This window comes from Georgenia thermotolerans, from assembly GCF_009193185.1.
Taxonomy (GTDB): Bacteria; Actinomycetota; Actinomycetes; order Actinomycetales; family Actinomycetaceae; genus Georgenia; species Georgenia thermotolerans.
Genome location: NZ_VUKF01000020.1, coordinates 38,852 through 58,858, shown reverse-complemented (window position 1 = coordinate 58,858; position 20,007 = coordinate 38,852). Strand labels below are relative to the sequence as shown.

Annotated in this window: 21 protein-coding genes; 12 read left to right on the top strand and 9 right to left on the bottom strand. The window is 73.9% G+C overall.

Features of this window, described 5'->3' with window-relative positions:
• Positions 1–82: 82 nt before the first annotated feature.
• From GD970_RS11075 to GD970_RS11060, 4 genes are all read right to left on the bottom strand, one after another.
• Positions 83–1,312 carry a substrate-binding domain-containing protein gene (locus GD970_RS11075; RefSeq protein WP_152202951.1) on the bottom strand — a complete coding sequence of 410 codons (1,230 nt, stop codon included), beginning with the start codon at positions 1,310–1,312 and terminating at the stop codon, positions 83–85.
• Between the two features lie 204 nt (positions 1,313–1,516).
• Positions 1,517–1,819 carry a hypothetical protein gene (locus GD970_RS11070; RefSeq protein WP_152202950.1) on the bottom strand — a complete coding sequence of 101 codons (303 nt, stop codon included), beginning with the start codon at positions 1,817–1,819 and terminating at the stop codon, positions 1,517–1,519.
• A gap of 196 nt (positions 1,820–2,015) precedes the next feature.
• A complete protein-coding gene (locus GD970_RS11065) occupies positions 2,016–2,342 on the bottom strand; it encodes a hypothetical protein (RefSeq protein ID WP_152202949.1) in 327 nt (108 codons plus the stop codon).
• A 148-nt stretch (positions 2,343–2,490) separates the two neighbouring features.
• Positions 2,491–2,685, bottom strand: a complete 195-nt coding sequence (locus tag GD970_RS11060; RefSeq protein WP_152202948.1) for an antitoxin — start codon at positions 2,683–2,685, stop codon at positions 2,491–2,493.
• Positions 2,686–2,865: 180 nt separating this feature from the next.
• Here GD970_RS11060 and GD970_RS11055 point away from each other — a divergent pair, with 180 nt between their 5' ends.
• Entirely contained in the window at positions 2,866–4,311 is a 1,446-nt protein-coding gene (locus GD970_RS11055; RefSeq protein WP_152202947.1) for an amidase, read from the top strand.
• A 16-nt stretch (positions 4,312–4,327) separates the two neighbouring features.
• On the opposite strand, the gene GD970_RS11050 is transcribed toward GD970_RS11055, so the two are convergent.
• Positions 4,328–4,561: an Rv0909 family putative TA system antitoxin gene (locus GD970_RS11050; RefSeq protein WP_152202946.1), complete on the bottom strand. Its 234-nt coding sequence runs from the start codon at positions 4,559–4,561 to the stop codon at positions 4,328–4,330.
• A 134-nt stretch (positions 4,562–4,695) separates the two neighbouring features.
• Between GD970_RS11050 and GD970_RS11045 the strand changes: the two genes are divergently transcribed.
• Positions 4,696–5,448, top strand: coding sequence for a metal-dependent hydrolase (locus GD970_RS11045; protein WP_170297215.1), 753 nt, complete (start codon positions 4,696–4,698; stop codon positions 5,446–5,448).
• 115 nt (positions 5,449–5,563) lie between these two features.
• Here GD970_RS11045 and GD970_RS11040 read toward each other — a convergent pair whose 3' ends face one another.
• Positions 5,564–6,415 carry a DUF2182 domain-containing protein gene (locus tag GD970_RS11040; protein ID WP_152202944.1) on the bottom strand — a complete coding sequence of 284 codons (852 nt, stop codon included), beginning with the start codon at positions 6,413–6,415 and terminating at the stop codon, positions 5,564–5,566.
• Positions 6,412–7,056, bottom strand: a complete 645-nt coding sequence (locus GD970_RS11035; protein WP_152202943.1) for a DUF1326 domain-containing protein — start codon at positions 7,054–7,056, stop codon at positions 6,412–6,414. The genes GD970_RS11040 and GD970_RS11035 overlap by 4 nt, the downstream gene beginning before the upstream one ends.
• Positions 7,057–7,316: 260 nt before the next feature.
• Between GD970_RS11035 and clpB the strand changes: the two genes are divergently transcribed.
• The 7 genes from clpB to GD970_RS11000 all read left to right on the top strand — a co-directional run bounded on the left by clpB (position 7,317) and on the right by GD970_RS11000 (position 16,035).
• Positions 7,317–9,989: an ATP-dependent chaperone ClpB gene (gene clpB / locus GD970_RS11030; RefSeq protein WP_152202942.1), complete on the top strand. Its 2,673-nt coding sequence runs from the start codon at positions 7,317–7,319 to the stop codon at positions 9,987–9,989.
• 178 nt (positions 9,990–10,167) lie between these two features.
• Positions 10,168–10,977, top strand: coding sequence for a serine hydrolase domain-containing protein (locus GD970_RS11025; protein ID WP_152202941.1), 810 nt, complete (start codon positions 10,168–10,170; stop codon positions 10,975–10,977).
• 230 nt (positions 10,978–11,207) lie between these two features.
• Positions 11,208–12,191 (top strand): carbohydrate ABC transporter permease, encoded by a 984-nt coding sequence (locus GD970_RS11020; RefSeq protein ID WP_152202940.1) that lies wholly within the window; start codon positions 11,208–11,210, stop codon positions 12,189–12,191.
• Positions 12,188–13,084, top strand: a complete 897-nt coding sequence (locus GD970_RS11015; protein ID WP_152202939.1) for a carbohydrate ABC transporter permease — start codon at positions 12,188–12,190, stop codon at positions 13,082–13,084. The genes GD970_RS11020 and GD970_RS11015 overlap by 4 nt, the downstream gene beginning before the upstream one ends.
• Before the next feature lie 91 nt (positions 13,085–13,175).
• Complete coding sequence (locus GD970_RS11010) at positions 13,176–14,573, top strand: ABC transporter substrate-binding protein (RefSeq protein WP_226925288.1); 1,398 nt, start codon at positions 13,176–13,178, stop codon at positions 14,571–14,573.
• The gene (locus GD970_RS11005; RefSeq protein ID WP_226925287.1) at positions 14,570–15,376 is read left to right on the top strand and encodes a glycerophosphodiester phosphodiesterase; all 807 of its coding nucleotides are present in this window, start codon (positions 14,570–14,572) and stop codon (positions 15,374–15,376) included. The genes GD970_RS11010 and GD970_RS11005 overlap by 4 nt, the downstream gene beginning before the upstream one ends.
• A 59-nt stretch (positions 15,377–15,435) precedes the next feature.
• Positions 15,436–16,035, top strand: coding sequence for an LURP-one-related/scramblase family protein (locus GD970_RS11000; RefSeq protein WP_152202938.1), 600 nt, complete (start codon positions 15,436–15,438; stop codon positions 16,033–16,035).
• Between the two features lie 10 nt (positions 16,036–16,045).
• On the opposite strand, the gene GD970_RS10995 is transcribed toward GD970_RS11000, so the two are convergent.
• Positions 16,046–16,825, bottom strand: coding sequence for an exodeoxyribonuclease III (locus GD970_RS10995; protein ID WP_152202937.1), 780 nt, complete (start codon positions 16,823–16,825; stop codon positions 16,046–16,048).
• A 124-nt stretch (positions 16,826–16,949) separates the two neighbouring features.
• Here GD970_RS10995 and GD970_RS10990 point away from each other — a divergent pair, with 124 nt between their 5' ends.
• The 3 genes from GD970_RS10990 to GD970_RS10980 all read left to right on the top strand — a co-directional run bounded on the left by GD970_RS10990 (position 16,950) and on the right by GD970_RS10980 (position 19,050).
• Positions 16,950–17,723, top strand: a complete 774-nt coding sequence (locus GD970_RS10990; RefSeq protein ID WP_152202936.1) for an SDR family NAD(P)-dependent oxidoreductase — start codon at positions 16,950–16,952, stop codon at positions 17,721–17,723.
• 36 nt (positions 17,724–17,759) lie between these two features.
• Positions 17,760–18,335: an orotate phosphoribosyltransferase gene (pyrE, locus tag GD970_RS10985; protein ID WP_152202935.1), complete on the top strand. Its 576-nt coding sequence runs from the start codon at positions 17,760–17,762 to the stop codon at positions 18,333–18,335.
• A 118-nt stretch (positions 18,336–18,453) separates the two neighbouring features.
• Positions 18,454–19,050, top strand: a complete 597-nt coding sequence (locus GD970_RS10980) for a LemA family protein (RefSeq protein ID WP_152202934.1) — start codon at positions 18,454–18,456, stop codon at positions 19,048–19,050.
• Here GD970_RS10980 and GD970_RS10975 read toward each other — a convergent pair.
• The gene (locus GD970_RS10975) at positions 19,034–19,807 is read right to left on the bottom strand and encodes an HAD-IIA family hydrolase (protein ID WP_152202933.1); all 774 of its coding nucleotides are present in this window, start codon (positions 19,805–19,807) and stop codon (positions 19,034–19,036) included. The two genes, GD970_RS10980 and GD970_RS10975, sit on opposite strands and share 17 nt — an antisense overlap.
• Between the last annotated feature and the right edge of the window lie 200 nt (positions 19,808–20,007).

Sequence of the window (20,007 nt, the reverse complement as noted above, 5' to 3'; positions counted from 1 at the left end):
GGCGCGGTGGTGCTGGTGGTCTTCGAACGCGGGCGAGGCCGCCCGGCAGCCGCGTGGACGATGGCTGCCGGGCGGCGCGGGCTCAGCCCGCCTGGGGTGGGGCCACGTCCTCCGCGGCGGCCGTGGAGACCAGCTCGGGCTTCCAGCCCCCGTTGCCGTCGGAGACGAGCTTGGCCTGGAACATCGGCTGGATGAGCGCGTGGTCCTCGGCGCGGATGGTGTAGGCGCCCTTGGGGCCGTCGAAGCTCCAGCCCTCGAGGGCGGCGACCATGGCGTCGACGTCGTCGGCGCCGCCGGCCTCCTCCACGGCGCGGACGATCATCTGCGCGGCCGTGAACCCGTCCGGGGTGAACAGGTCCGGGGTGCCGCCGGCCTTCTCGACGTGGTCGATCATCGCCGTGTTGATCGCGTTGTCGGCGGCGCCGGGGAAGTAGTGGTTGAGGAAGTCGATCTTCTCCGACGCCGCGCCGTAGGCGTTGTAGGTCGAGGCGTCCCCGAGGCCCGTGACGACGGTGATGTCGTCGAGGACACCCTGCTGGTCCAGCGCCTGCCACATGGCGCCGGAGGTGGCGCCGGCCCAGGCGACGAAGACCATCGTCGGCTTGGCCTGGAGGACCTGCGCCGCGAACGGGGTGAACTCGGTGACGTCCTCGGGCACCATCACCGAGGTGACCTCGGCGCCCTGGGCGCCCAGCACCGCCTCCACGGCGGCGAGGTTGCCCTGGCCGAAGGCGTTGTCCTGGGCGAAGACGAGTACCTGCTGACCCTTGACGTCGGCGAACGAGCCGGCGGTGGCGACGTCCTGCAGGGACTGGCGGCCGGAGCGGAACGTGTAGTCGTTGATGCCGGTGAGCGCGTCGGTCGCCGCGGGGCCGGAGACGTAGAGGACCTTGTTCTGCTCGGCCTGCTCGGCGAGGGACAGCGCGATGCCGGAGGACGCCGTGCCGCCGAGGATGGTGAAGCCCTGGCCGATGAGGTCGCGGGCGAGGGTGACCGCGCGGTCGGTGTCGCCGCCGTCGTCCTCGTAGGTGACCTTGAGCTCGCGCCCGTTGACCTCGCCGGTGCCGTCGGTGGCGTAGTCCAGACCGGCCTCGAACCCCTCGGTGAAGGTCTTGCCGTAGGCGGCCAGCGGGCCGGTGGTCGAGGTGATGATGCCGACGTTGATCGGCTCGCCGCCCTGGCTGGCCTCCTGGGAGGACCCGGCCGCGGTGGCAGCGCTGTCGCCGCCGCTGCTCGAGGGGGCGCACGCGGCGACGGCCAGCATGGTGGCCACGCCGAGGGTCAGAGCGAGCGACTTCCTTGTGCCTCGCATGAGACCGCCTTCCTTGGTGGTGCACCTCCCAACCTGAGAGGTGATTCAGGTGGCATCTTCTGGGGCGTACCGGACCGAAACAACGTGCCTGGGCACATATCTTCGGGCCGGCACCCTGGTGACGGACACATATGCCACCTCGCACGCGACAGGGCGGCCGACCTCTGGGGTCGGCCGCCCTGGCCGCGGGAACGAGCGGAAAAGTCAGGTCATCGGGTGCCCGGGGGCGTCGTCGGTCGCCTGGCCCTCGTCGAAGCGGCCGCGGACGCCCTCCTCGGCGTCGAGGGTGGCGTCGCTCGCCTGCCCCTCGTCGAAACGGCCGTGGATGCCCTCCTCGGCGTCGAGGGAGGCGTCGGCCGCCTCGCCCTCGTCGAAACGGCCGTGGATGCCCTCCTCGGCGTCGAGGGAGGCGTCGGCCGCCTCGCCCTCGTCGTACCGGCCGTGCAGGCCCTCCTCGGTCTCGCGGTCCGCCCGGTCGTACCCACCGGTCATGGGAGATTCGCTCATTGCGCGCCCTTCGCCGTCACCTCGTCGTGAGCCTCCGAGTGTCGTGGGCGCCGGTGACCGCCGCAACCGCTTCCGGGCGCGACCCGGCGTAACCCCTTCCGGGCACGACCCGGTGCAGCCCCTTCGGGGCGCGACGCGACCCGCCGCCGCGGGGAGGCGGAGCGGGTGAGCTCGACGCGGTCAGGAGGTTCCGGGCTCAGAAGTCGGTCCGGCCGACGTCGGGCTCCTCGGGGGGCGTGGTGCGCTCGCCCTCGTCGAACCGGCCGTGCGGCTGGCGGACCTCCTCGGCGAGCTCGGTGTCGCTGATCTGGCCCTCGTCGAAGCGGCCGCGGATGGGCTCGTCCGGCGTGGTGGCGCTGGTGCCGGAGCGTTCGCCCTCGTCAAAGCGCCCGTGCGGCTGCTCGAGCTCCTCAGCGAGCTCGGCGTCGCTGGCCTGGCCCTCGTCGAAGCGGCCGCGGGGGAGCTTGACGTGGGGCTGGGGCTCGTCAGCGGAGACAGAGCGTGGGGTGGTGTCGTCACTCATGGCGTCCCTCCGATCGAACGGAGTGTGCGACTCGCCGTACCTCCCAGTGTCCCGCCGGTGTCGTCCACCGGCAACATTCCGCGCCCCGGCGCGGCCCGGCACGACGACGGCGCGGCCGGAAGCCGGCCGCGCCGTCGTCGTCGGGCGGCTACTCCTCGCCGATGTGCTGGTCCGCGGCCGTCTGCCCCTTCTTGAGCTGCTCGTCGTACTTGCCGCCGGTGCGCTCGCTGAGGGCGTCCGTGCCGCGCTGCAGCGCGTCGTCGCTCTTCTCCTCGCCCTTGTCGGTGTTGAGGAAGTCCTTGGCCTTCTCACCGAGGTCCTTGGCCTTGTCACCGATGCCCATGTCCTCGTCCCTTCGTCGGCTGCGCACGCCGGCCGGCGCGGCCCCTCCAGGCTCCGTCCGGCCTCGGGGGACCTGCAACCGCAGGGCCCCGTCCGCCGTCGTGGGCCGCGGCCGCCGTCGTCCCCGTCTCCGCCCGCCGTCGTCCCGTCCGCCCCGCGCGTCCTGGTTAGCCTCGGGGGCATGACGCAGATCCACGAGCTCTCCGCCCTCGACCTCGCCGCCGCCGTCCGCGCCGGCGAGGTCTCCCCGAGCGAGGTGGCCGACCACACCCTCGACCGCGCCCGCCGGCTGGGCCCGGACGTGGGCGCCTTCGTGCACGTGGCGGAGGAGCGGGCCCGGGCACAGGCCGCCGAGGCGGAGGAGCAGCTGGCGGACGACGGCGGCGCCGGCGCGCTGCCGCCCTTCCTCGGCGTGCCGGTGCCGGTCAAGGACCTCACGATGGTCGCCGGGCTGCCGTTCGAGTGCGGGTCGGCCGCCTTCGCCGGCACGGTCGCCCCGCTGGACGACGGCGTCGTGACCCTGCTGCGGGCGGCCGGGACCCTCATGGTCGGCAAGACCACCACCCCCGAGCTGGGCCTGCCGCCCTACACCGAGCCCGACGTCGCCGCCCCCGCCCGCAGCCCGTGGGACCGCAGCCGCACCGCCGGCGGCTCGAGCGGCGGCGCCGCGGCGGCGGTGGGCGCCGGGATCGTGCCGGTCGCCCACGGCAGCGACGGCGGGGGATCGCTGCGCATCCCGGCCTCCGCGTGCGGCCTGGTCGGGCTCAAGCCCTCCCGCGGGCGCGTCTCGCCCGGACCGTACGGCGTCGACGGCGCCGCCCTGGCCACCAACGGCGTGGTCAGCCGCACCGTGCGGGACAACGCGGCGTTCCTCGACGTGCTCTCCGCGCACTGGCCGGGCGACGCGCACCTGCTGCCCGAGCCGCGCACGAGCTTCCTCGACGCCTGCGACCGGGCCCCGGGCCCGCTGCGGGTCGGCGTGCTCACCGCGCCGGTCAACGTCGCCGACGCGCCGGTGCACCCCGGGGCGCGCGCCGCCGTGGACCGGGCCGCCCGGCTGCTCGAGGGCCTGGGCCACCACCTCGACGAGGCGCCGGTGCCCTTCTCCCCCGAGCAGTGGGACGCCTTCATGCCGCTGTGGTCGGTCGCCGCGCTGGGGGCGCCGGTGCCGCCCGAGCGCGAGGAGCTGCTCGTCCCGCTGACGCGGTGGATGCGCGAGGTGGGCCGGGGCTTCAGCGCCGCCGACTACGCCCGGGCCGTCGGCGACGTCCAGCGCCTCACCCGGCAGACCGCGCTGGCGTGGTCGGCGTTCGACGTCATCCTCTCCCCGACGCTGGCCCAGCCGCCGGTGAAGATCGGCGCCATGCGCGACGACGCCGACCCTGCCGGGGACTTCCAGGCCCAGAAGGCGTTCACCCCGTGGACGTCGGCGTGGAACATCATCGGCGCGCCGGCGATCTCCCTGCCGCTGCACCGGGAGGTGGTCGACGACGGCGACGGGCCGCGCGAGCTGCCCTTCGGGGTGATGCTCGGCGCCCGGCTCGGCCAGGAGGAGGCGCTGCTGGGCCTGGCCGCGCAGCTCGAGGCCGCCGATCCGTGGCCCGCGCTCGCGCCGGACTACCGCTGAGCGCTGCTCGCTGGGCTCAGGGGCGGGGAGGCCGCCCGGCGGCGTCGGTGCCGATGCGCTCGTCCGCCGCGTGGCGGCCCCGCTCCACCTGCTCGGTGTAGCGCCCTCCGGTGAGGCGGTCGGCGAGCCCGGCTGCCCGGTCGAGGACGGCGTCGCTCACCTCCTCCGCCTGCTCGGTGCGCAGGGCCGCCTTCACCTTCTCGTTCTGGAACGCCTCCTTGGCCTTGCGGGCCAGGTCCTCGGTTGCCATGTCGGTCCTTCCGGTCGGGACCCTCACGCTAGGGCGGCCCCCGACCGCCCGCACCCGGGATGACGGACGCCCACGTCCGATGTGGGTGGCGTCGTCGACGATGGTCGACGACGCCGACCGCAGGGGGAACCACCATGATGAGCCACGCCCACGCCACCACCGGAGCCGCGGCCTGGCTCGCGGTGACCGCCACGGTGCCGTGGGCGTTGGGTCTGATGCCGCTGCCGCCGAGCGAGGTCCTCGCCGGGGCGGTGGTGACGGCGGGCGCCGCGCTGCTGCTGGACGCCGACCACCACGCCGGCACCATCGCCAGGTCGCTGCCGCCCGTGTCGCGGTGGGTCACCCGGGGCCTGGGCAAGCTCTCCGGCGGGCACCGCCACGCCACCCACTCCCTCGTCGGGGTGCTCGGCGCGGGAGTGCTGGCGCGGCTGCTGGCCGAGGTGCGCGTGCCGGTCGCGGGCGAGGAGTTCCAGCTGGGCGCCTGGTTCATCATCGTCCTGCTCGTCGCCTACGCGGCCAAGGCGCTGCGGCTGACGCGCGGCTGGCTCTCCTCGTGGGCCGTGTCCCTCACCGCGGGCTTCACCGCCACGTGGTTCGCCCCGGAGACGACGTGGTGGCTGCCCAGCGCGGTCGTCCTCGGGTGCCTGTGCCACCTGGCCGGCGACGCGCTGACCTCCGAGGGCGTGCCGCTGCTGTGGCCGCTGCGCCCGGACCCCCTGGTCGAGACGCCGCTGTGGCGCAAGAACGGCCACTTCGCGCTGCCCCTGCTCGGCAGCGCGGGCTCGAAGCGGGAGTGGGCGTTCGCCGCCGTCGTGGACCTCTACATCGTCTACGTCGTCGGCATGACGTCGATGCAGGGCGCGCACACCGTCATGGCGGCGCTCTAGCTTCTCCCGTCAACGGCGCGAGGAGGGGGCGGCGCAGGGGCAAGGGCGTGGTGCCCGATCGCGCCGCCGGTGCGGCTCCTCGGACGTCTCGCGCAGGCGTCGACCCCAGGGGTGCTCACATCGGTGCCGGCCCTGGGGTCAGGCCTGCCAGCAGCGGCAGCAGCGGCGGGTACAGCGCCACCACCACCCCGAGTGCGATCAGCGCCGTCCCGATGATCCGAGGAAGCGCCCAGCCGTGCCGCCAGACCTTCTCGGCGAGGAAGACCAGGCTCAGCGCGACCATCCAGACGAGGTTCATCAGTCCGACGACGAGCAGCACCGACATCAGCGCCCAGCAGCACCCGAGGCAGTAGGTGCCCTGAGCCAGTCCCGCGCGCCACGCGGCGCGGCTGCCACCACCGAAGTCGTGCTGGGCCAGGAAGGCGAAGGGGCTCCGGCACGTGCCCAGGCAGATGCTCTTCCACGAGGTGAACTGATAGGCCCCGGCGAGCACGAGCGTCGCGCCCGCCGTCACGGTCAGCCAGGGAGCGCCGCCCGCGGGGGCGGCGAGCTGCCGGAAGAGGGTGAGCGCGGCCAGAGGGAGGAGCCCGGCGGCCGTCCACACGAGCAGGTATCCGCCGACCAGCGCCAGGGTGGGCGCGGCGCCCTCACCGCGGCGGCGGACGACCAGGCGGTGGGCTGCGACCAGCGGGACCGCCGTCGGGAACATCATCGCGACCATCATCCCGACCCACATGCCCAGGAAGACCGGCCCCGAGAACGGCATCGCCATCGGGGCGGCGACCTGGGCCAGCCCGGCGGCCATGCCGGTCATCCCCGGCTGCTGGCGGACGACCAGGACCCAGGCGACGGCCGCGGCCCCGGCGAGCCAGACCGTGACGCCCAGCGTGATGCGCCGGGACAGGTCGGCGAGGGGATCGGCCCGGACCGCGGCCCGGGGAGCATCTTCGGCTCCCCGCCCCGTCACTGGTCCGGCCCGCTCCAGTCGAAGGGGATGTGCTTGCTCGAGCGGCCGCCCCAGCGGAAGGACATGGCAAAGGCAGGGGCGTCGACGGTCGCCGCGGTCGAGACGCCCCACGTCGCCACCTGCCCGGGACCCACCTCGGAGCCGGGCGGGTTGAGGAGCTGGACCCGCGCGCCGGGCGGCGTGGTCGGACCCGACAGCGCCTCGGCCGCGGCCGTCACGTGGCCGGGGACCTCGGCCCGCCAGCCGGCGAGGTCGTCGTCGACCTCGATGTGCACCGCGGCGTACTCCGTGCCGCGCAGGTCGTCCACCAGGGCGGCGAAGCCGGCGGGCCACCCGCCGGCCTGACCGCTGAAGATCGTCCACAGCGCGTCGCGCTGGGCCTGGTCCGCGTGCTCGTCGAGGTAGAAGCCCATGGCCGTCTTGGCCCCGGCCCAGAGGTTTCCGTCGAAGGAGCCCAGTCCGAGGACGTTCAGGCCGTCGAGCCTGACGTCCCCGAAGTGGCCCTCCCGGACGTGCCAGGCGAGCACGCCCTCGCAATGGTTGTTCGTGGGGGGTTGGGCGAACTCGCACGGGCAAGGGATGTCGCAGTTGCACACATCGAACCAGTCGCCCTCGAGAGCCCACTGAGGTGCCGTATTCATGGCAAGTCGCCTCGTCTCAGCGTCGTCGCTTTGGCTCGCATCCAGTACAGGCCCGGACTTCCCGCGGGGCAAGCCCCTCGTCCGGACCGCACATGCCGGCCGGTGGCGCCGCCTCCCTCGGCAGTGGCATGCCGCCCCACGGCCTGCCCCGCCCCGGCGGCCGGCCGATCTGCGCGGTCACTTCTCAGGTTGAGCGGAATAGACTCAAGTTTGGGAGAGTTGATCCAAGCAGTACTGCACCAACCCGACCGGAGGTCCCTTTGGACACCAAGCTCACCACCAAGTCGCAGGAGGCGATCGCGGAGGCCATCCGCACCGCCTCCGCCGCCGGCAACCCGCAGCTGGAGCCGGTCCACGTCCTCGCCGCGCTGCTCGAGCAGGAGGGCGGCGTCGCCGTCGCGCTCCTCGACGCCGTCGGCGCCGACCGTGGCGCCATCGCCCAGCGCGCCCGCGCGGCGCTCGCCACCCTGCCCGGCGCCAGCGGCGCCTCGGTCGCCCAGCCGCAGACCTCGCGCGCGACGATGACGATGATCACCGACGCCGGCAACGAGGCCAACGCCCTCGGCGACGAGTACGTCTCCACCGAGCACCTCCTCATCGCGCTGGCCTCCTCGACGAGCCCGGCCGGGGAGATCCTGCGCGCCGCGGGCGCGAACCGCGAAGGCCTGCTCGCCGCGCTCCCGAGCGTGCGCGGGTCCGCCAAGGTCACCTCACCCGACCCCGAGGGCACCTTCAAGGCCCTCGAGAAGTACGGCAACGACCTCACGGCGGCGGCGCGCGAGGGCAAGCTCGACCCGGTCATCGGCCGGGACAGCGAGATCCGCCGCGTCGTCCAGGTGCTCTCGCGCCGCACGAAGAACAACCCCGTCCTCATCGGCGAGCCCGGCGTGGGCAAGACCGCCGTCGTCGAGGGGCTGGCGCAGCGCATCGTCGCCGGCGACGTGCCCGAGTCCCTCCAGGGCAAACGCCTCATCGCCCTCGACCTGGCCGCCATGGTGGCCGGGGCGAAGTACCGCGGCGAGTTCGAGGAGCGCCTCAAGGCCGTCCTGCAGGAGATCAAGGACTCCGACGGCGAGATCGTCACCTTCATCGACGAGCTGCACACCGTCGTCGGGGCCGGCGCCTCCGAGGGGTCGATGGACGCCGGCAACATGCTCAAGCCCATGCTCGCCCGCGGCGAGCTCCGCCTCGTGGGCGCCACCACGCTGGACGAGTACCGCGAGCGTATCGAGAAGGACCCCGCGCTCGAGCGCCGCTTCCAGCAGGTGTACGTCGGCGAGCCGTCCGTGGAGGACACCGTCGCGATCCTGCGTGGCATCGCGCCCCGGTACGAGGCCCACCACAAGGTCACCATCTCCGACGGCGCCCTCGTCGCCGCCGCCACCCTGTCCGACCGGTACATCACCGGCCGCCAGCTGCCCGACAAGGCGATCGACCTCGTGGACGAGGCGGCCTCCCGGCTGCGGATGGAGCTCGACTCCTCCCCGGAGGAGATCGACGTCCTGCGCCGCCAGGTGGACCGGCTGAAGATGGAGGAGGCCTACCTCGAGGAGTCCGAGGACAGCGAGGACGACGCCGCCCGGGAGCGGCTGGAGCGGCTGCGGGCCGAGCTCGCGGACCGCGCCGAGCAGCTCGCCGCGCTGAACGCGCGCTGGGAGCAGGAGAAGGCCGGGCACAACCGGGTCGGCGAGCTCAAGCAGCGCCTGGACAGCCTGCGCACCGAGGCCGAGCGCGCCGAGCGCGAGGGCCGCTACGAGGACGCCGGGCGGCTGCGCTACGGCGAGATCCCCGCCGTCGAGCAGGAGATCGGCGCCGCCGAGGCGGCCGAGGCCGAGCGCGGGACCGAGAGCCAGGAGCCGATGATCGCCGACAAGGTCTCCGCCGACGAGGTGGCCGAGGTCGTGGCGTCCTGGACCGGCATCCCCGTCGGACGCCTGCTCCAGGGCGAGACCGAGAAGCTCCTGCACATGGAGGACCACATCGGCCAGCGCCTCATCGGCCAGCGCAGCGCCGTGCGCGCCGTCTCCGACGCCGTGCGCCGCTCGCGGGCGGGCGTGTCCGACCCCGACCGGCCGACCGGCTCCTTCCTGTTCCTCGGTCCCACCGGCGTCGGGAAGACGGAGCTGGCCAAGTCCCTCGCGGACTTCCTCTTCGACGACGAACGCGCCATGGTCCGCATCGACATGTCGGAGTACTCCGAGAAGCACTCGGTGGCCCGGCTCGTCGGGGCGCCCCCGGGGTACGTCGGCTACGAGGAGGGCGGCCAGCTGACCGAGGCCGTGCGCCGTCGGCCGTACTCCGTGGTGCTCCTGGACGAGGTCGAGAAGGCCCACCCCGAGGTCTTCGACATCCTGCTGCAGGTGCTCGACGACGGCCGCCTCACCGACGGCCAGGGCCGCACGGTGGACTTCCGCAACACGATCCTCGTGCTGACCTCGAACCTCGGCTCGCAGTTCCTCGTGGACCAGAGCCTGGACGACAGCGCCAAGCGCGAGGCCGTCATGGCGGCGGTGCGGGCGAGCTTCAAGCCCGAGTTCCTCAACCGGCTCGACGACGTCGTCGTCTTCGACGCGCTGAGCCTGGAGGAGCTCGGCTCGATCGTCGACCTGCAGGTCGACCGTCTCGCCCGGCGGCTGGCCGACCGGCGGCTGCGGCTGGAGGTCACCGACGGCGCCCGCGAGTGGCTGGCGCTGGAGGGGTACGACCCGGCCTACGGCGCCCGCCCGCTGCGCCGGCTGGTCCAGACCGAGATCGGCGACCAGCTCGCCAAGATGCTGCTCGCCGGCGAGGTCCACGACGGCGACACCGTGGTGGTCGACCGTCCCGAGCTCGACGCCGCGGCGGCCCTCGCCGAGACCGGCACGCTGCGCCCGGGCCAGCCACGGCTGGTCCTCAGCGTGGTGGCGGAGGAGCCCGCGCAGCACGTGGGGTGAGCCGACCCGCCGCTCATCGAGCGCGCCACGACCCGGCGACCGCGCCAGCTGCAGCTGGCGCGGTCGCCGGGTCCTGTAGCGGCCGGTCACGGCTGCAGCGGCCGGCGAGCGTGGCCTTGACGCCTGGCGCGGGGAGCGCGGCGTCGGCCGCGCCCGGCGCTCGTGGCAGGCTGGACCGGTGAGCAGCTTCGAGGCACTGCGTGACCTGGACTTTCCCGTCGGCGTGGTGGTGACGGACGCGGACGGCGTCGTCGCCACCTACGGCGAGCCGACCACCGAGTTCCGGTGGGCGTCGGTGACCAAGCTGGTCTCCGCCTACGCGACCCTCGTCGCGGTGCGCCGTGGCCTGGTCGACCTCGACGCCCCCGCGGGCCCGCCCGGGTCGACGCTGCGGCACCTGCTCGCCCACGCCTCCGGCGTGCCGTTCGACTCCGGGGCCGTCCTCGCCGCCCCCGGCAAGCGCCGCATCTACTCCAACCTCGGCATCGAGCTCGCCTCCGAGCACGTGGCCGAGCACGTCGGCACGGACTTCACCAGCTGGGCCGAGGAGACGGTCATCGACCCGCTCGGCATGTCCACCGTGCTCATCGAGGGCTCGGCCGCGCACGCCGCCACCGGCTCCGCCGAGGACCTCGCCCGCCTCGGCCGCGAGCTGCTCGCCCCCACGCTGCTCGACGGCGAGCTGTTCGCCGAGGCCACGACCGTCGTCTTCCCCGGCCTGTCCGGCGTGCTCCCGGGGTTCGGCCGCCAGGAGCACAACGACTGGGGCCTCGGGTTCGAGATCCGCGACCACAAGACTCCGCACTGGACCGGCGCGACGTCGTCGCCGCGCACCTTCGGCCACTTCGGCCAGTCCGGCAGCTTCCTGTGGGTCGACCCCGACGCCCACCTGGCCACGGCCTTCCTCGGCGCCAACCCCTTCGGGGAGTGGGCGGCGCACGCATGGCCGCGGCTCACCGACGACATCCTCGCCCAACACCGCCGGTAGGGCCGGCGTGGCCCCTCGGGTCCCAGAAGGTGTGGCCCCTCGGGCCGGGTCCCAGAAGGTGGCGCGGATCACCATTCGGCGAACGCCAGGTGTCCGGCGCGACCACCCGTGAGCCGCCCGGTGAAATCTTCAGGAACAGTCGGTAATACCGGTGGCTGAGGCCCTGACCTGCACTGATGCTGCCCCTAGCGTGACTTTCGCACTCCTTCGAGAACGGAAGCCCCGCCCCGATGACCACCCTCCTCACGCCGGCGCGCCGCCCATCGGTGGCGCCGCCGGGAGCCGCCGTCGAGGCGCCCCCGCCGGCGCGCCGACGCCCCCGCGGCCGGCGGCCGCTCGGCCGGCGTCGCTCCACGTGGCTGGCGTTCCTGCTGCTGGCCGGCCCCAACCTCCTCCTGCTCCTCGTCTTCACCTACCGGCCCCTGCTGCTGAGCTTCTACTACTCCACCCTCCAGTGGAACGTCGGCTCCCGGACCGCCCGGTCGGTGGGGCTGGGCAACTACGCCGAGTGGTGGCAGGACCCCGACACCCCGATGGTGCTGACCACCACGGCCGTGTTCACCCTCGCCACCGTGGGCGGCGCCCTGGTCCTCGGGCTGGGCCTGGCCCTGGTGCTCAACCGGCGCCTGGCAGGGCGGGGGTTTGCCCGCTCGGTGGCGTTCGCGCCGTACGTGCTGTCCGGCATCGCCGTCGGCATGCTCTGGCTGTACATCTTCGACCCGCGCTACGGGCTGCTGTCGGTCGTGCTCGGCTGGGTCGGCGTCGCCTCACCCGACTGGTACAACAGCTCGCCCTGGGCGCTGATCATGCTGATCGTCGTCTACCTGTGGAAGAACCTCGGGTACGTCGCCCTCATCTACCTCGCCGGGCTGCAGGCCGTCCCGCGGGACCTGCTCGACGCCGCGGCCCTCGACGGCGCCAGCCGGGCCCGCACGTTCCGCTCGATCGTGCTGCCGCTGCTCGGCCCGACGACGTTCTTCCTCGTCGTGACCCTGCTGCTGAGCTCGCTGCAGTCCTTCGACCTCGTCCAGGCCATGACCCAGGGCGGGCCCCTCGGCACGACGACCACGCTGATGTACCAGATCTACGAGGAGGGCTTCGTCGTCGGCCGGGCCGGTTACGCCTCCGCCGTCGCCACCGTGCTCTTCGTCATCCTCCTGGCCATCACCGCGCTGCAGCTGCGGGTCACGGAGCGGAAGGTGCACTACGCATGAGCCTCACCGCCACCCGCCGCGACGCCCGGCCCGCGCCGGCGCCGCCCGCTCCGGAGCGCCCCCGCCGGCCCCGGCGCGGTGACGCCGGCCCCGGCCGCTACGCCGTCATGGTCCTGTCCGTCCTCGTCCTCGGCGTGCCGCTGCTGTGGATGGTGCTGGCCGGCTTCAAGCAGCCCGACGAGCTGTACACCGTGCCGCTGCAGTGGCTGCCGCACAGCCTCGACCTGTCCAACTACGCCGAGGCGACGTCCCTGGTGCCGATGGGCACGATGTTCCTCAACTCCGTGGGGATCACCCTGGTCGGCGCGGCGGGGGAGATGCTCCTCGGGCTCGGCTGCGCCTACGCCCTGGTGTTCCTCGACATCCCGTTCCGGCGGGCGATCTTCGTGGCGGTGATCTTCACCCTGCTCATCCCGCAGCAGATCACGATCATCCCGAACTACACCCTCACTGCCGAGCTGGGGTGGATCAACACCTACCACGGGATCGTCGTGCCGGGCCTGGCCAGCGCGTTCGGCACCTTCCTCTTCCGCCAGCACTTCCTCACCCTGCCCGCGTCCATCCTCGAGGCCGCCGAGCTCGACGGCGCCGGCCACTGGCGCAAGCTCTTCCAGTTCATCGTGCCGATGTCCGCCCCGACCATCGCCGCGGTGGGCGTCGTCTCCGTCGTCGGCAAGTGGAACGAGTACCTGTGGCCGTTCCTCGTCACCGACGACCCCGACAAGATGACGCTCCCGGTGGGGCTGACCCTCCTGCAGAAGGTCGACGGCATGCAGGACTGGGGCCTGCTCATGGCCGCCACCTCCCTCGTCACCCTGCCGATGGTCGTCGTCTTCCTCGTCCTCCAGCGCCGGCTCGTCTCCGGCCTCACCGCCGGCGCGGTCACCGGCTGACCCGCCCCGCGCCCGGCTCCGTCCCGGCGCGCCCACGCACCCCACCCGTCCCGCACCCGTCCAGTCCCTCCCCACCACCAAGGAGCCATCCGTGCGCACGTCCCTCACCCGCCGTCCCTCCGGCCTCTGGGCCCCCTCGCCGGCCCCCTCCCGCCGGGCCGTCCTCCAGGCGGGCGGCCTCGGCGCCCTCGCCATGACCCTCGCCGCCTGCGCCGGCCCCGCCGTCGGCGACGACGCGGCCGCCGCCGAGGCGGAGGACGTGGACTGGGCCTCGATCACCCCGGCCGACGAGATCACCTGGTGGAGCAACCACCCCGGCGCCTCGAAGCCCATCGAGGAGGAGATCATCAAGCGCTTCAACGCCGAGCACCCCGACATCGCGGTCAAGCTCGTCACCGGCGGCGCGAACTACGACGAGATCGCCCAGCGCTTCCAGGCCGCCTCGAGCACCGACAACCTGCCCGACCTGGTCATCGCCAGCGACGTGTGGTGGTTCCGGTACTTCATCAACGGCCAGATCATGCCGCTGGACGACCTCTTCACCCACCTCGGCGTGGACACCGGCGACTTCGTCCCCACCCTCTACGGCGACTACGAGTTCGAGGGCCAGCACTGGGCCGCCCCCTACGCCCGCTCGACGCCGCTGTTCTACTACAACAAGGACCTGTGGGCGAAGGCCGGCCTGCCCGACCGCGGCCCGAAGGACTGGGCCGAGCTGGAGAGCTGGGGCGAGCCGCTGCGCGCCGTCCTGCCCGACGGCGGCGCGCCGCTGGGGCTGGCCACCGGCACCTCCTGGGCGGCGTGGTGGTTCTCCAACATCCTGTGGGGCCACGGCGGCGCCTACAGCGACGAGTGGGCCGTCACCCTGGACACGCCCGAGGCGGTCGCCGCCGGCAACTACGTGCGCGACATGTACCACGGCCCCAAGGCCTTCGCCGCGGTGGGCACGGACACCAACGCCGACTTCGCCGCGGGGACCTTCGCCGCGCTCATCGGCTCCACCGGCTCCCTCAGCGGCCTGCTCGAGGCGACCAGCTTCGAGCTGGGCACCGCCTTCCTGCCCGACGGCCCTCAGGGCCCCGGCCGCTACACCCCCACGGGCGGCACCGGCCTGGCCATCCCCGCCTCGCGCACCCCCGAGCAGCAGCTCGCCGCCGCGATGTTCCTCGCGTTCCTCACCAACGAGGAGAACACCTCGGAGTTCTCCCAGGGCACCGGGTACATGCCCGTGCGGACATCGGCGATCGACGGGCCCATCATGGGTGAGGTGTACGCGCAGACGCCGCAGTTCCGCACCTCGGTCGACCAGCTGACCGCGAAGACCCGCAGCCAGGACTGGTCGCGGGTGTTCGTCCCCTCCGGGGACAAGATCCTCACCGACGGGCTCGAGAAGATCGTCCTGCGGGGCACCGACGCCGAGACCGTCTGGGCCGAGATCACCCCGCAGCTCGAGCGGGCCTTCACCGACAACGTCGAGCCCTACCTGTGACCGGCGCGACCGCCGCGCCGGTCCCGGGCACGGCCGGGCTGCCGGCCGTGCCCGGCGGCCCCGGCGACGCGGCCCTGCCGCTGGTCGTGGCCCACCGCGGCAACTCCTCGGTGGCCCCCGAGAACACGCTCGTGGCCTTCGAGGCGGCGTGGCGGGCCGGCGCCGACCTCATCGAGGTGGACCTCCAGCTCACCCGGGACGGCGTCGCCGTCGTCATCCACAACGACACCGTCGACGCCACCACCGACGGCGCGGGCCGGGTGGACGACCTCGACGCCGACGAGCTGCGCCGCCTCGACGCCGGCACCTGGTTCTCCCCGCGCTACCGCGGCGCGCGGGTGCCCACAGCGCTCGAGCTGCTCGCCTTCCTCGCCGAGCGGCCCGGCATCGGGCTGCTCGCGGAGTTCAAGGGCGCCTGGCGGCCGGAGGCGGCGCGCCAGGTGACCGAGGCAATCGAACGGGCCGGGCTGCACGACCGCGTCCTGGTCCAGAGCTTCTGGACCGAGACGGTGGCAGCGCTGCGCGACGTCGCCCCCGACCTGCCCCGCGGCCTGCTGCTCGCCGACCTGCCCGAGGACCTCGTGGCGCTGTGCCGGGAGCTGGGCGTGATGACGGTCAACCCCGCGGGCCCCCTCCTCCTGGACGAGCCCGGGCTCGTCGACGCCCTGCACGGGGAGGGGCTGCGGACCATGGTGTGGACCCTCAACGAGCCGGCGCACTGGACCGCCGCCGTCGCCGCCGGGGTGGACGCGATCATCACCGACCGCCCCGACCGGCTGCGCGGCTGGCTCGCGGCCCGCTAGCGCCTCGGGCCCGGGGCGTCGCGCGACGTCCCGGGCCCGGGCTCTGCCACACTCCGCACATGACGCCGCCCGCCGCGCACGTGCCCCGCTTCTTCGTCCGCCAGCACATCACGTTGATGGTCAACCGGTACGAGATCCTCGCCGCCAACCCCGACGGCACCGCCGGCCCGCTGCTGGCCTTCGCCCAGCAGAAGCGGGTGGCCCTGCGCGAGGAGGTCACGTTCTACGCCGACCGGCAGCAGACCCGGCGCCTGTTCTCCTTCAAGGCGCGCAAGGTCGTCGACCTCGGCTCCGGCTACGACGTCCTCGACGACGCCGGCCGGCCCGTGGGGTTCTTCCGCAAGGACTTTCGCGCCAGCCTGACGCGCTCGACCTGGCACGTCTCCGCCCACGGGCTGGAGGCCGCCGGCCGCGAGCGCAGCGCGGGGGTGGCGCTCCTGCGCCGGGTCTGGGACCTCATCCCGTACCTGGGGGAGGTGTGGGTGCCCTTCGTGTTCCACTTCGACTTCGTCGACGCCGTGACCGGCCGGCCGGTGATGACCTCCGAGCGCCAGCTCGCCATCCGGGACCGGTACACCGTCACGGTGCCCGACCCGCGGCTCGACCTGCGCGTCGCGGCGTCCATGGCCGTGGCGCTGGACGCCCTGCAGGGCCGCTGACGGGCGCGCGTCAGCCGAGGTCGACGATCACCGGGACGTGGTCGCTGGGCGCCTTGCCCTTGCGCTCGTCGCGGTCGATCTGCGCCCCGACGACGTGGGCGGCCAGCTCGGGGGAGGCCTGGACGAAGTCGATGCGCATGCCCTCGTTGCGGGGGAAGCGCAGCTGCTGGTAGTCCCAGTAGGTGTACTGCTCGACGTGCTGGCGGGTGACCTCGGTGAACCCGACGTCCTCCAGCGCCCGGAACGCCGCGCGCTCGGGCTCGGAGACGTGGGTGGCCCCGGTGAACAGCGAGATGTCCCACACGTCCTCGTCGCGCGGCGCGATGTTCCAGTCGCCGACCAGGGCGATCTGCGCGTCCGGGTCGTCGGTCAGCCAGGCGCCGGCGGCGTCGCGCAGGGCGGCCATCCACTCCAGCTTGTAGACGTAGTGCGGGTCGCCCACGGCCCGCCCGTTGGGCACGTAAAGGCTCCACACCCGCACGCCGTCGCACGTGACGCCGAGCGCCCGGGCCTCCGCGGCCGCCGGGTCGCCCCAGGTGGGCATGCCGGGGAAGCCGACCTCGACGTCGGAGATGCCCACCCGGGAGGCCACCGCCACCCCGTTCCACTGGTTGAGGCCGTGGTGGACCACCTCGTAGCCGGCCGCCTCGAACGCCAGGGCGGGGAACTGCTCGTCCCGGCACTTCGTCTCCTGCATCGCCAGCACGTCGGTGCCCGAGCGCTCCAGGAATGCCACCACGCGGTCCACGCGGGTGCGGATCGAGTTCACGTTCCACGTCGCCAGCCTCATGGGGCAGACGCTACCTGGCGGCGCCGGCAGCTCCGGACCGTGCCCGTCCGGCCCAGCCCCGGCGGGCGCGCTCCGCCCGCCCCTGGCGGGCCTGCCCCCGACCCGAGCCCATACGCTGCGGAGCATGGGAACCGCACTCGTCACCGGCGCCTCCTCGGGGATCGGGCTGGAGCTGGCCTGGCAGCTGGCCGCCAACCGCCACCGCCTCGTCCTCGTCGCGCGCAGCACGGACCGGCTGGAGAAGCTCGCCCACCAGATCCGCTCGGCCGCCGCCGTCGAGGTCGAGGTGCTGCCCGCGGACCTGGCCACCGCGGCCGGCCGGGACGCCGTCGCCGCCCGGCTGCGCCAGGACGCCCACCCGGTGGGCCTGCTGGTCAACAACGCCGGGTTCGGGCTGGGCCAGCACCTGCTCGGCGGGGACCTGGCGCGCGAGGAGGAGGCCCTGGACGTCATGGTCCGGGCCGTGCTCGTGCTGTCCAAGGCCGCGGCCGAGGCGATGGGCCCGCGCGGGCGCGGCGCGATCCTCAACGTCTCCTCGATGGCGGCGCTGACGGCGATGGGCACCTACGCCGCCCACAAGGCCTGGGTGCTCACCTTCACCGAGGGCCTCGCCGCCGAGCTGCGGGGCACCGGGGTGACCGCCACCGCCCTGTGCCCGGGGCTGGTGCGCACCGAGTTCCACGAGCGCGCCGGGCTGGAGGCGGCCGCCTGGCCGGCGTCGGCGTGGGTCGACGTCGAGAAGGTGGCCGCGGACGCCCTCGCGGCGGTGCGGCGGGGGCAGGTGGTCGTCACGCCGTCGCTGCGCTACGGCGCCGCCGCCGTGGCCCTGCGGCACCTGCCGCGCCGGGTGGTGCGCCGGATCGCCGGACCCCAGACCAGCGGCCGGGCGATGCGCTGATCCGCCCTCCCAGGTGGCGCCACTACGCTGGCCGCCGTGACCATCACCAACGACACGCCCCGGACCCAGCTGGCCGCCCTGGTCCGTGAGCTCGCCGTCGTGCGCGGCGAGGTGACCCTCGCCTCCGGGCTGACCTCGGACTTCTACGTCGACATGCGCCGCGCCACCCTCCACCACGCCGCCGCGCCCCTCATCGGCCACGTCATGCTCGACATGCTCGAGGAGGCCGGGTACGGCCCCGAGGAGGTCGACGCCGTCGGCGGGCTGACCATGGGCGCCGACCCGGTGGCCACCGCCATGCTGCACGCCGCGGCCTCGCGCGGGCTCGACCTCGACGCGTTCGTCGTGCGCAAGGAGGCCAAGTCCCACGGCATGCGCCGGCGCATCGAGGGCCCGGACGTGACGGGCCGGCGCGTCGTCGTCCTCGAGGACACCTCCACCACCGGCGGCAGCCCGCTGCAGGCCATCGAGGCGCTGCGCGAGGCCGGCGCGCAGGTCCAGGCCGTGGCCGTCGTCGTCGACCGTGCCACCGGGGCCCGTGAGGCGATCGAGGGGGCCACCGGGCTGCCCTACCTCGCCGCCCTGGACCTGGCCGACCTCGGCCTCGACTGACACCGGCCGGACGTCCGCGGGCGGATCCGCCGTCCGGCGTCCGGTTCCCCACCCGTATCCCGCGTGACGAGCGGGCCCCTGTGGTTCAATCGCCGCCAGGCGGGGGACGGGAGGCCTGATGGACGGGTCGGTGGTGGCGCTGCTCCTCGTCGCCGTGGTCGTCGCGGCCGTGGGCGGCTGGGCCGTGGCCACCCACAACAGCTTCGCCCGGCAGCGCCGGATCCTGACCGAGGCCTGGGGACAGATCGACGTCGAGCTGCGCCGCCGCCGCGACCTCGTGCCCCCGCTCGCCGCCATGATCGCCGGTGACCTGCCGGCCGCGGCGGACCTGGCCGGGGCGTGCGAGCGGTGCGCGGCGCGCGCGGGCGCGGCGGCGGCGGACCCGGCCGAGCAGGCACGCCGGGAGAACGCCCTGACCGCCGCGCTGGGCCGGCTGCTCGCCGCCGCGGAGACCTCGCCGCGGCTGAGCGGGGCCGAGGCGTTCGCCCGGCTGCACGGCGAGCTCACCGACGTCGAGGACCACATCGCGGCCGGCCGGCGCTTCTACAACGCCCACGCCCGCCACCTCAACGCCCGCCTGGAGACCTTCCCCGCGGGCCTGGTCGCGCGGCTGTCCGGGATCCGCCCGGCGATCTACTTCGCGGCCGAGGACCCGGCGGTGCGGGCGGCGCCGGCCGCGGCCTTCGAGGACCGGGAGCTCAGACGCGGTCGATGAGCTCGGCGATCGACGGGCGCACCTCGGTGGGGCGGAACGGGTACTTCTCCACGTCCGCCTCCGTGGTGGAGCCGGTGAGCACCAGGAAGGTGCGCAGCCCGGCCTCCATCCCGGCGAGGACGTCGGTGTCCATCCGGTCCCCGATCATCGCCGTCGTCTCCGAGTGCGCCTCGATGCGGTTCAGCGCGGCGCGGATCATCACCGGGTTGGGCTTGCCGACGAAGTAGGGCGACCGGCCGGTGGCCTTGGTGATGAGGGCGGCGACCGCGCCGGTGGCGGGCAGCGGGCCCTCGGTGGAGGGGCCGGTGGGGTCGGGGTTGGTGGCGATGAACCGGGCGCCGTCGCGGATGAGCCGGATCGCCCGGGTGATCGAGGAGAAGGAGTACGTGCGGGTCTCGCCGAGGATGACGTAGTCGGGGTCGACGTCGGTCATGATGTAGCCCGCCTGGTACAGCGCGGTGGTCAGGCCCGCCTCGCCGATGACGTACGCCCGCCCGCCGGGCATCTGCTGGGCCACGAACGTGGCGGTGGCGAGCGCGGAGGTCCAGATGCGCTCCTCGGGCACCTTGATGCCGGACGCGGCGAGCCGGGCCGAGAGGTCGCGCGGGGTGAAGATCGAGTTGTTGGTCAGGACCTGGTACGGCCGGTCGAGCTCGGTGAGCCGGGCGATGAACTCCGCCGCGCCGGGCAGGGCGTAGCCCTCGTGGACCAGCACCCCGTCCATGTCCGTCAACCAGCTCTTGATCTCCTCGGTCATGTGCTTGCCTCCAGCTCTGACGGACCCGGGCGGGGCCGCCCGGGCGCGGTCGGGCCCGCGCCTGGCTCGAACGATACCGACGACCCGGCCCCGCGGTCGGGGCGGCCTCCTCCCGCGGGCCGTTACCGTCGGGACCGTGAGCGAGACAGTCAGCGCCGAGCCCGACGGCGGTCGGGAGCTTGGGGAGGGGCCGGTGCCCG

Coding starts and splice junctions, on each gene's coding strand:
- GD970_RS11050 (WP_152202946.1), bottom strand. CDS start 4,561: ATGGCAACCGAGGACCTGGCCCGCAAGGCCAAGGAGGCGTTCCAGAAC.
- GD970_RS10975 (WP_152202933.1), bottom strand. CDS start 19,807: ATGACCGAGGAGATCAAGAGCTGGTTGACGGACATGGACGGGGTGCTG.
- GD970_RS11060 (WP_152202948.1), bottom strand. CDS start 2,685: ATGGGCATCGGTGACAAGGCCAAGGACCTCGGTGAGAAGGCCAAGGAC.
- GD970_RS11070 (WP_152202950.1), bottom strand. CDS start 1,819: ATGAGCGAATCTCCCATGACCGGTGGGTACGACCGGGCGGACCGCGAG.
- GD970_RS11020 (WP_152202940.1), top strand. CDS start 11,208: ATGACCACCCTCCTCACGCCGGCGCGCCGCCCATCGGTGGCGCCGCCG.
- GD970_RS11015 (WP_152202939.1), top strand. CDS start 12,188: ATGAGCCTCACCGCCACCCGCCGCGACGCCCGGCCCGCGCCGGCGCCG.
- GD970_RS11035 (WP_152202943.1), bottom strand. CDS start 7,056: ATGAATACGGCACCTCAGTGGGCTCTCGAGGGCGACTGGTTCGATGTG.
- GD970_RS10995 (WP_152202937.1), bottom strand. CDS start 16,825: ATGAGGCTGGCGACGTGGAACGTGAACTCGATCCGCACCCGCGTGGAC.
- GD970_RS11075 (WP_152202951.1), bottom strand. CDS start 1,312: ATGCGAGGCACAAGGAAGTCGCTCGCTCTGACCCTCGGCGTGGCCACC.
- GD970_RS10990 (WP_152202936.1), top strand. CDS start 16,950: ATGGGAACCGCACTCGTCACCGGCGCCTCCTCGGGGATCGGGCTGGAG.
- GD970_RS11055 (WP_152202947.1), top strand. CDS start 2,866: ATGACGCAGATCCACGAGCTCTCCGCCCTCGACCTCGCCGCCGCCGTC.
- GD970_RS11000 (WP_152202938.1), top strand. CDS start 15,436: ATGACGCCGCCCGCCGCGCACGTGCCCCGCTTCTTCGTCCGCCAGCAC.
- GD970_RS10980 (WP_152202934.1), top strand. CDS start 18,454: ATGGACGGGTCGGTGGTGGCGCTGCTCCTCGTCGCCGTGGTCGTCGCG.
- GD970_RS11065 (WP_152202949.1), bottom strand. CDS start 2,342: ATGAGTGACGACACCACCCCACGCTCTGTCTCCGCTGACGAGCCCCAG.
- GD970_RS11045 (WP_170297215.1), top strand. CDS start 4,696: ATGATGAGCCACGCCCACGCCACCACCGGAGCCGCGGCCTGGCTCGCG.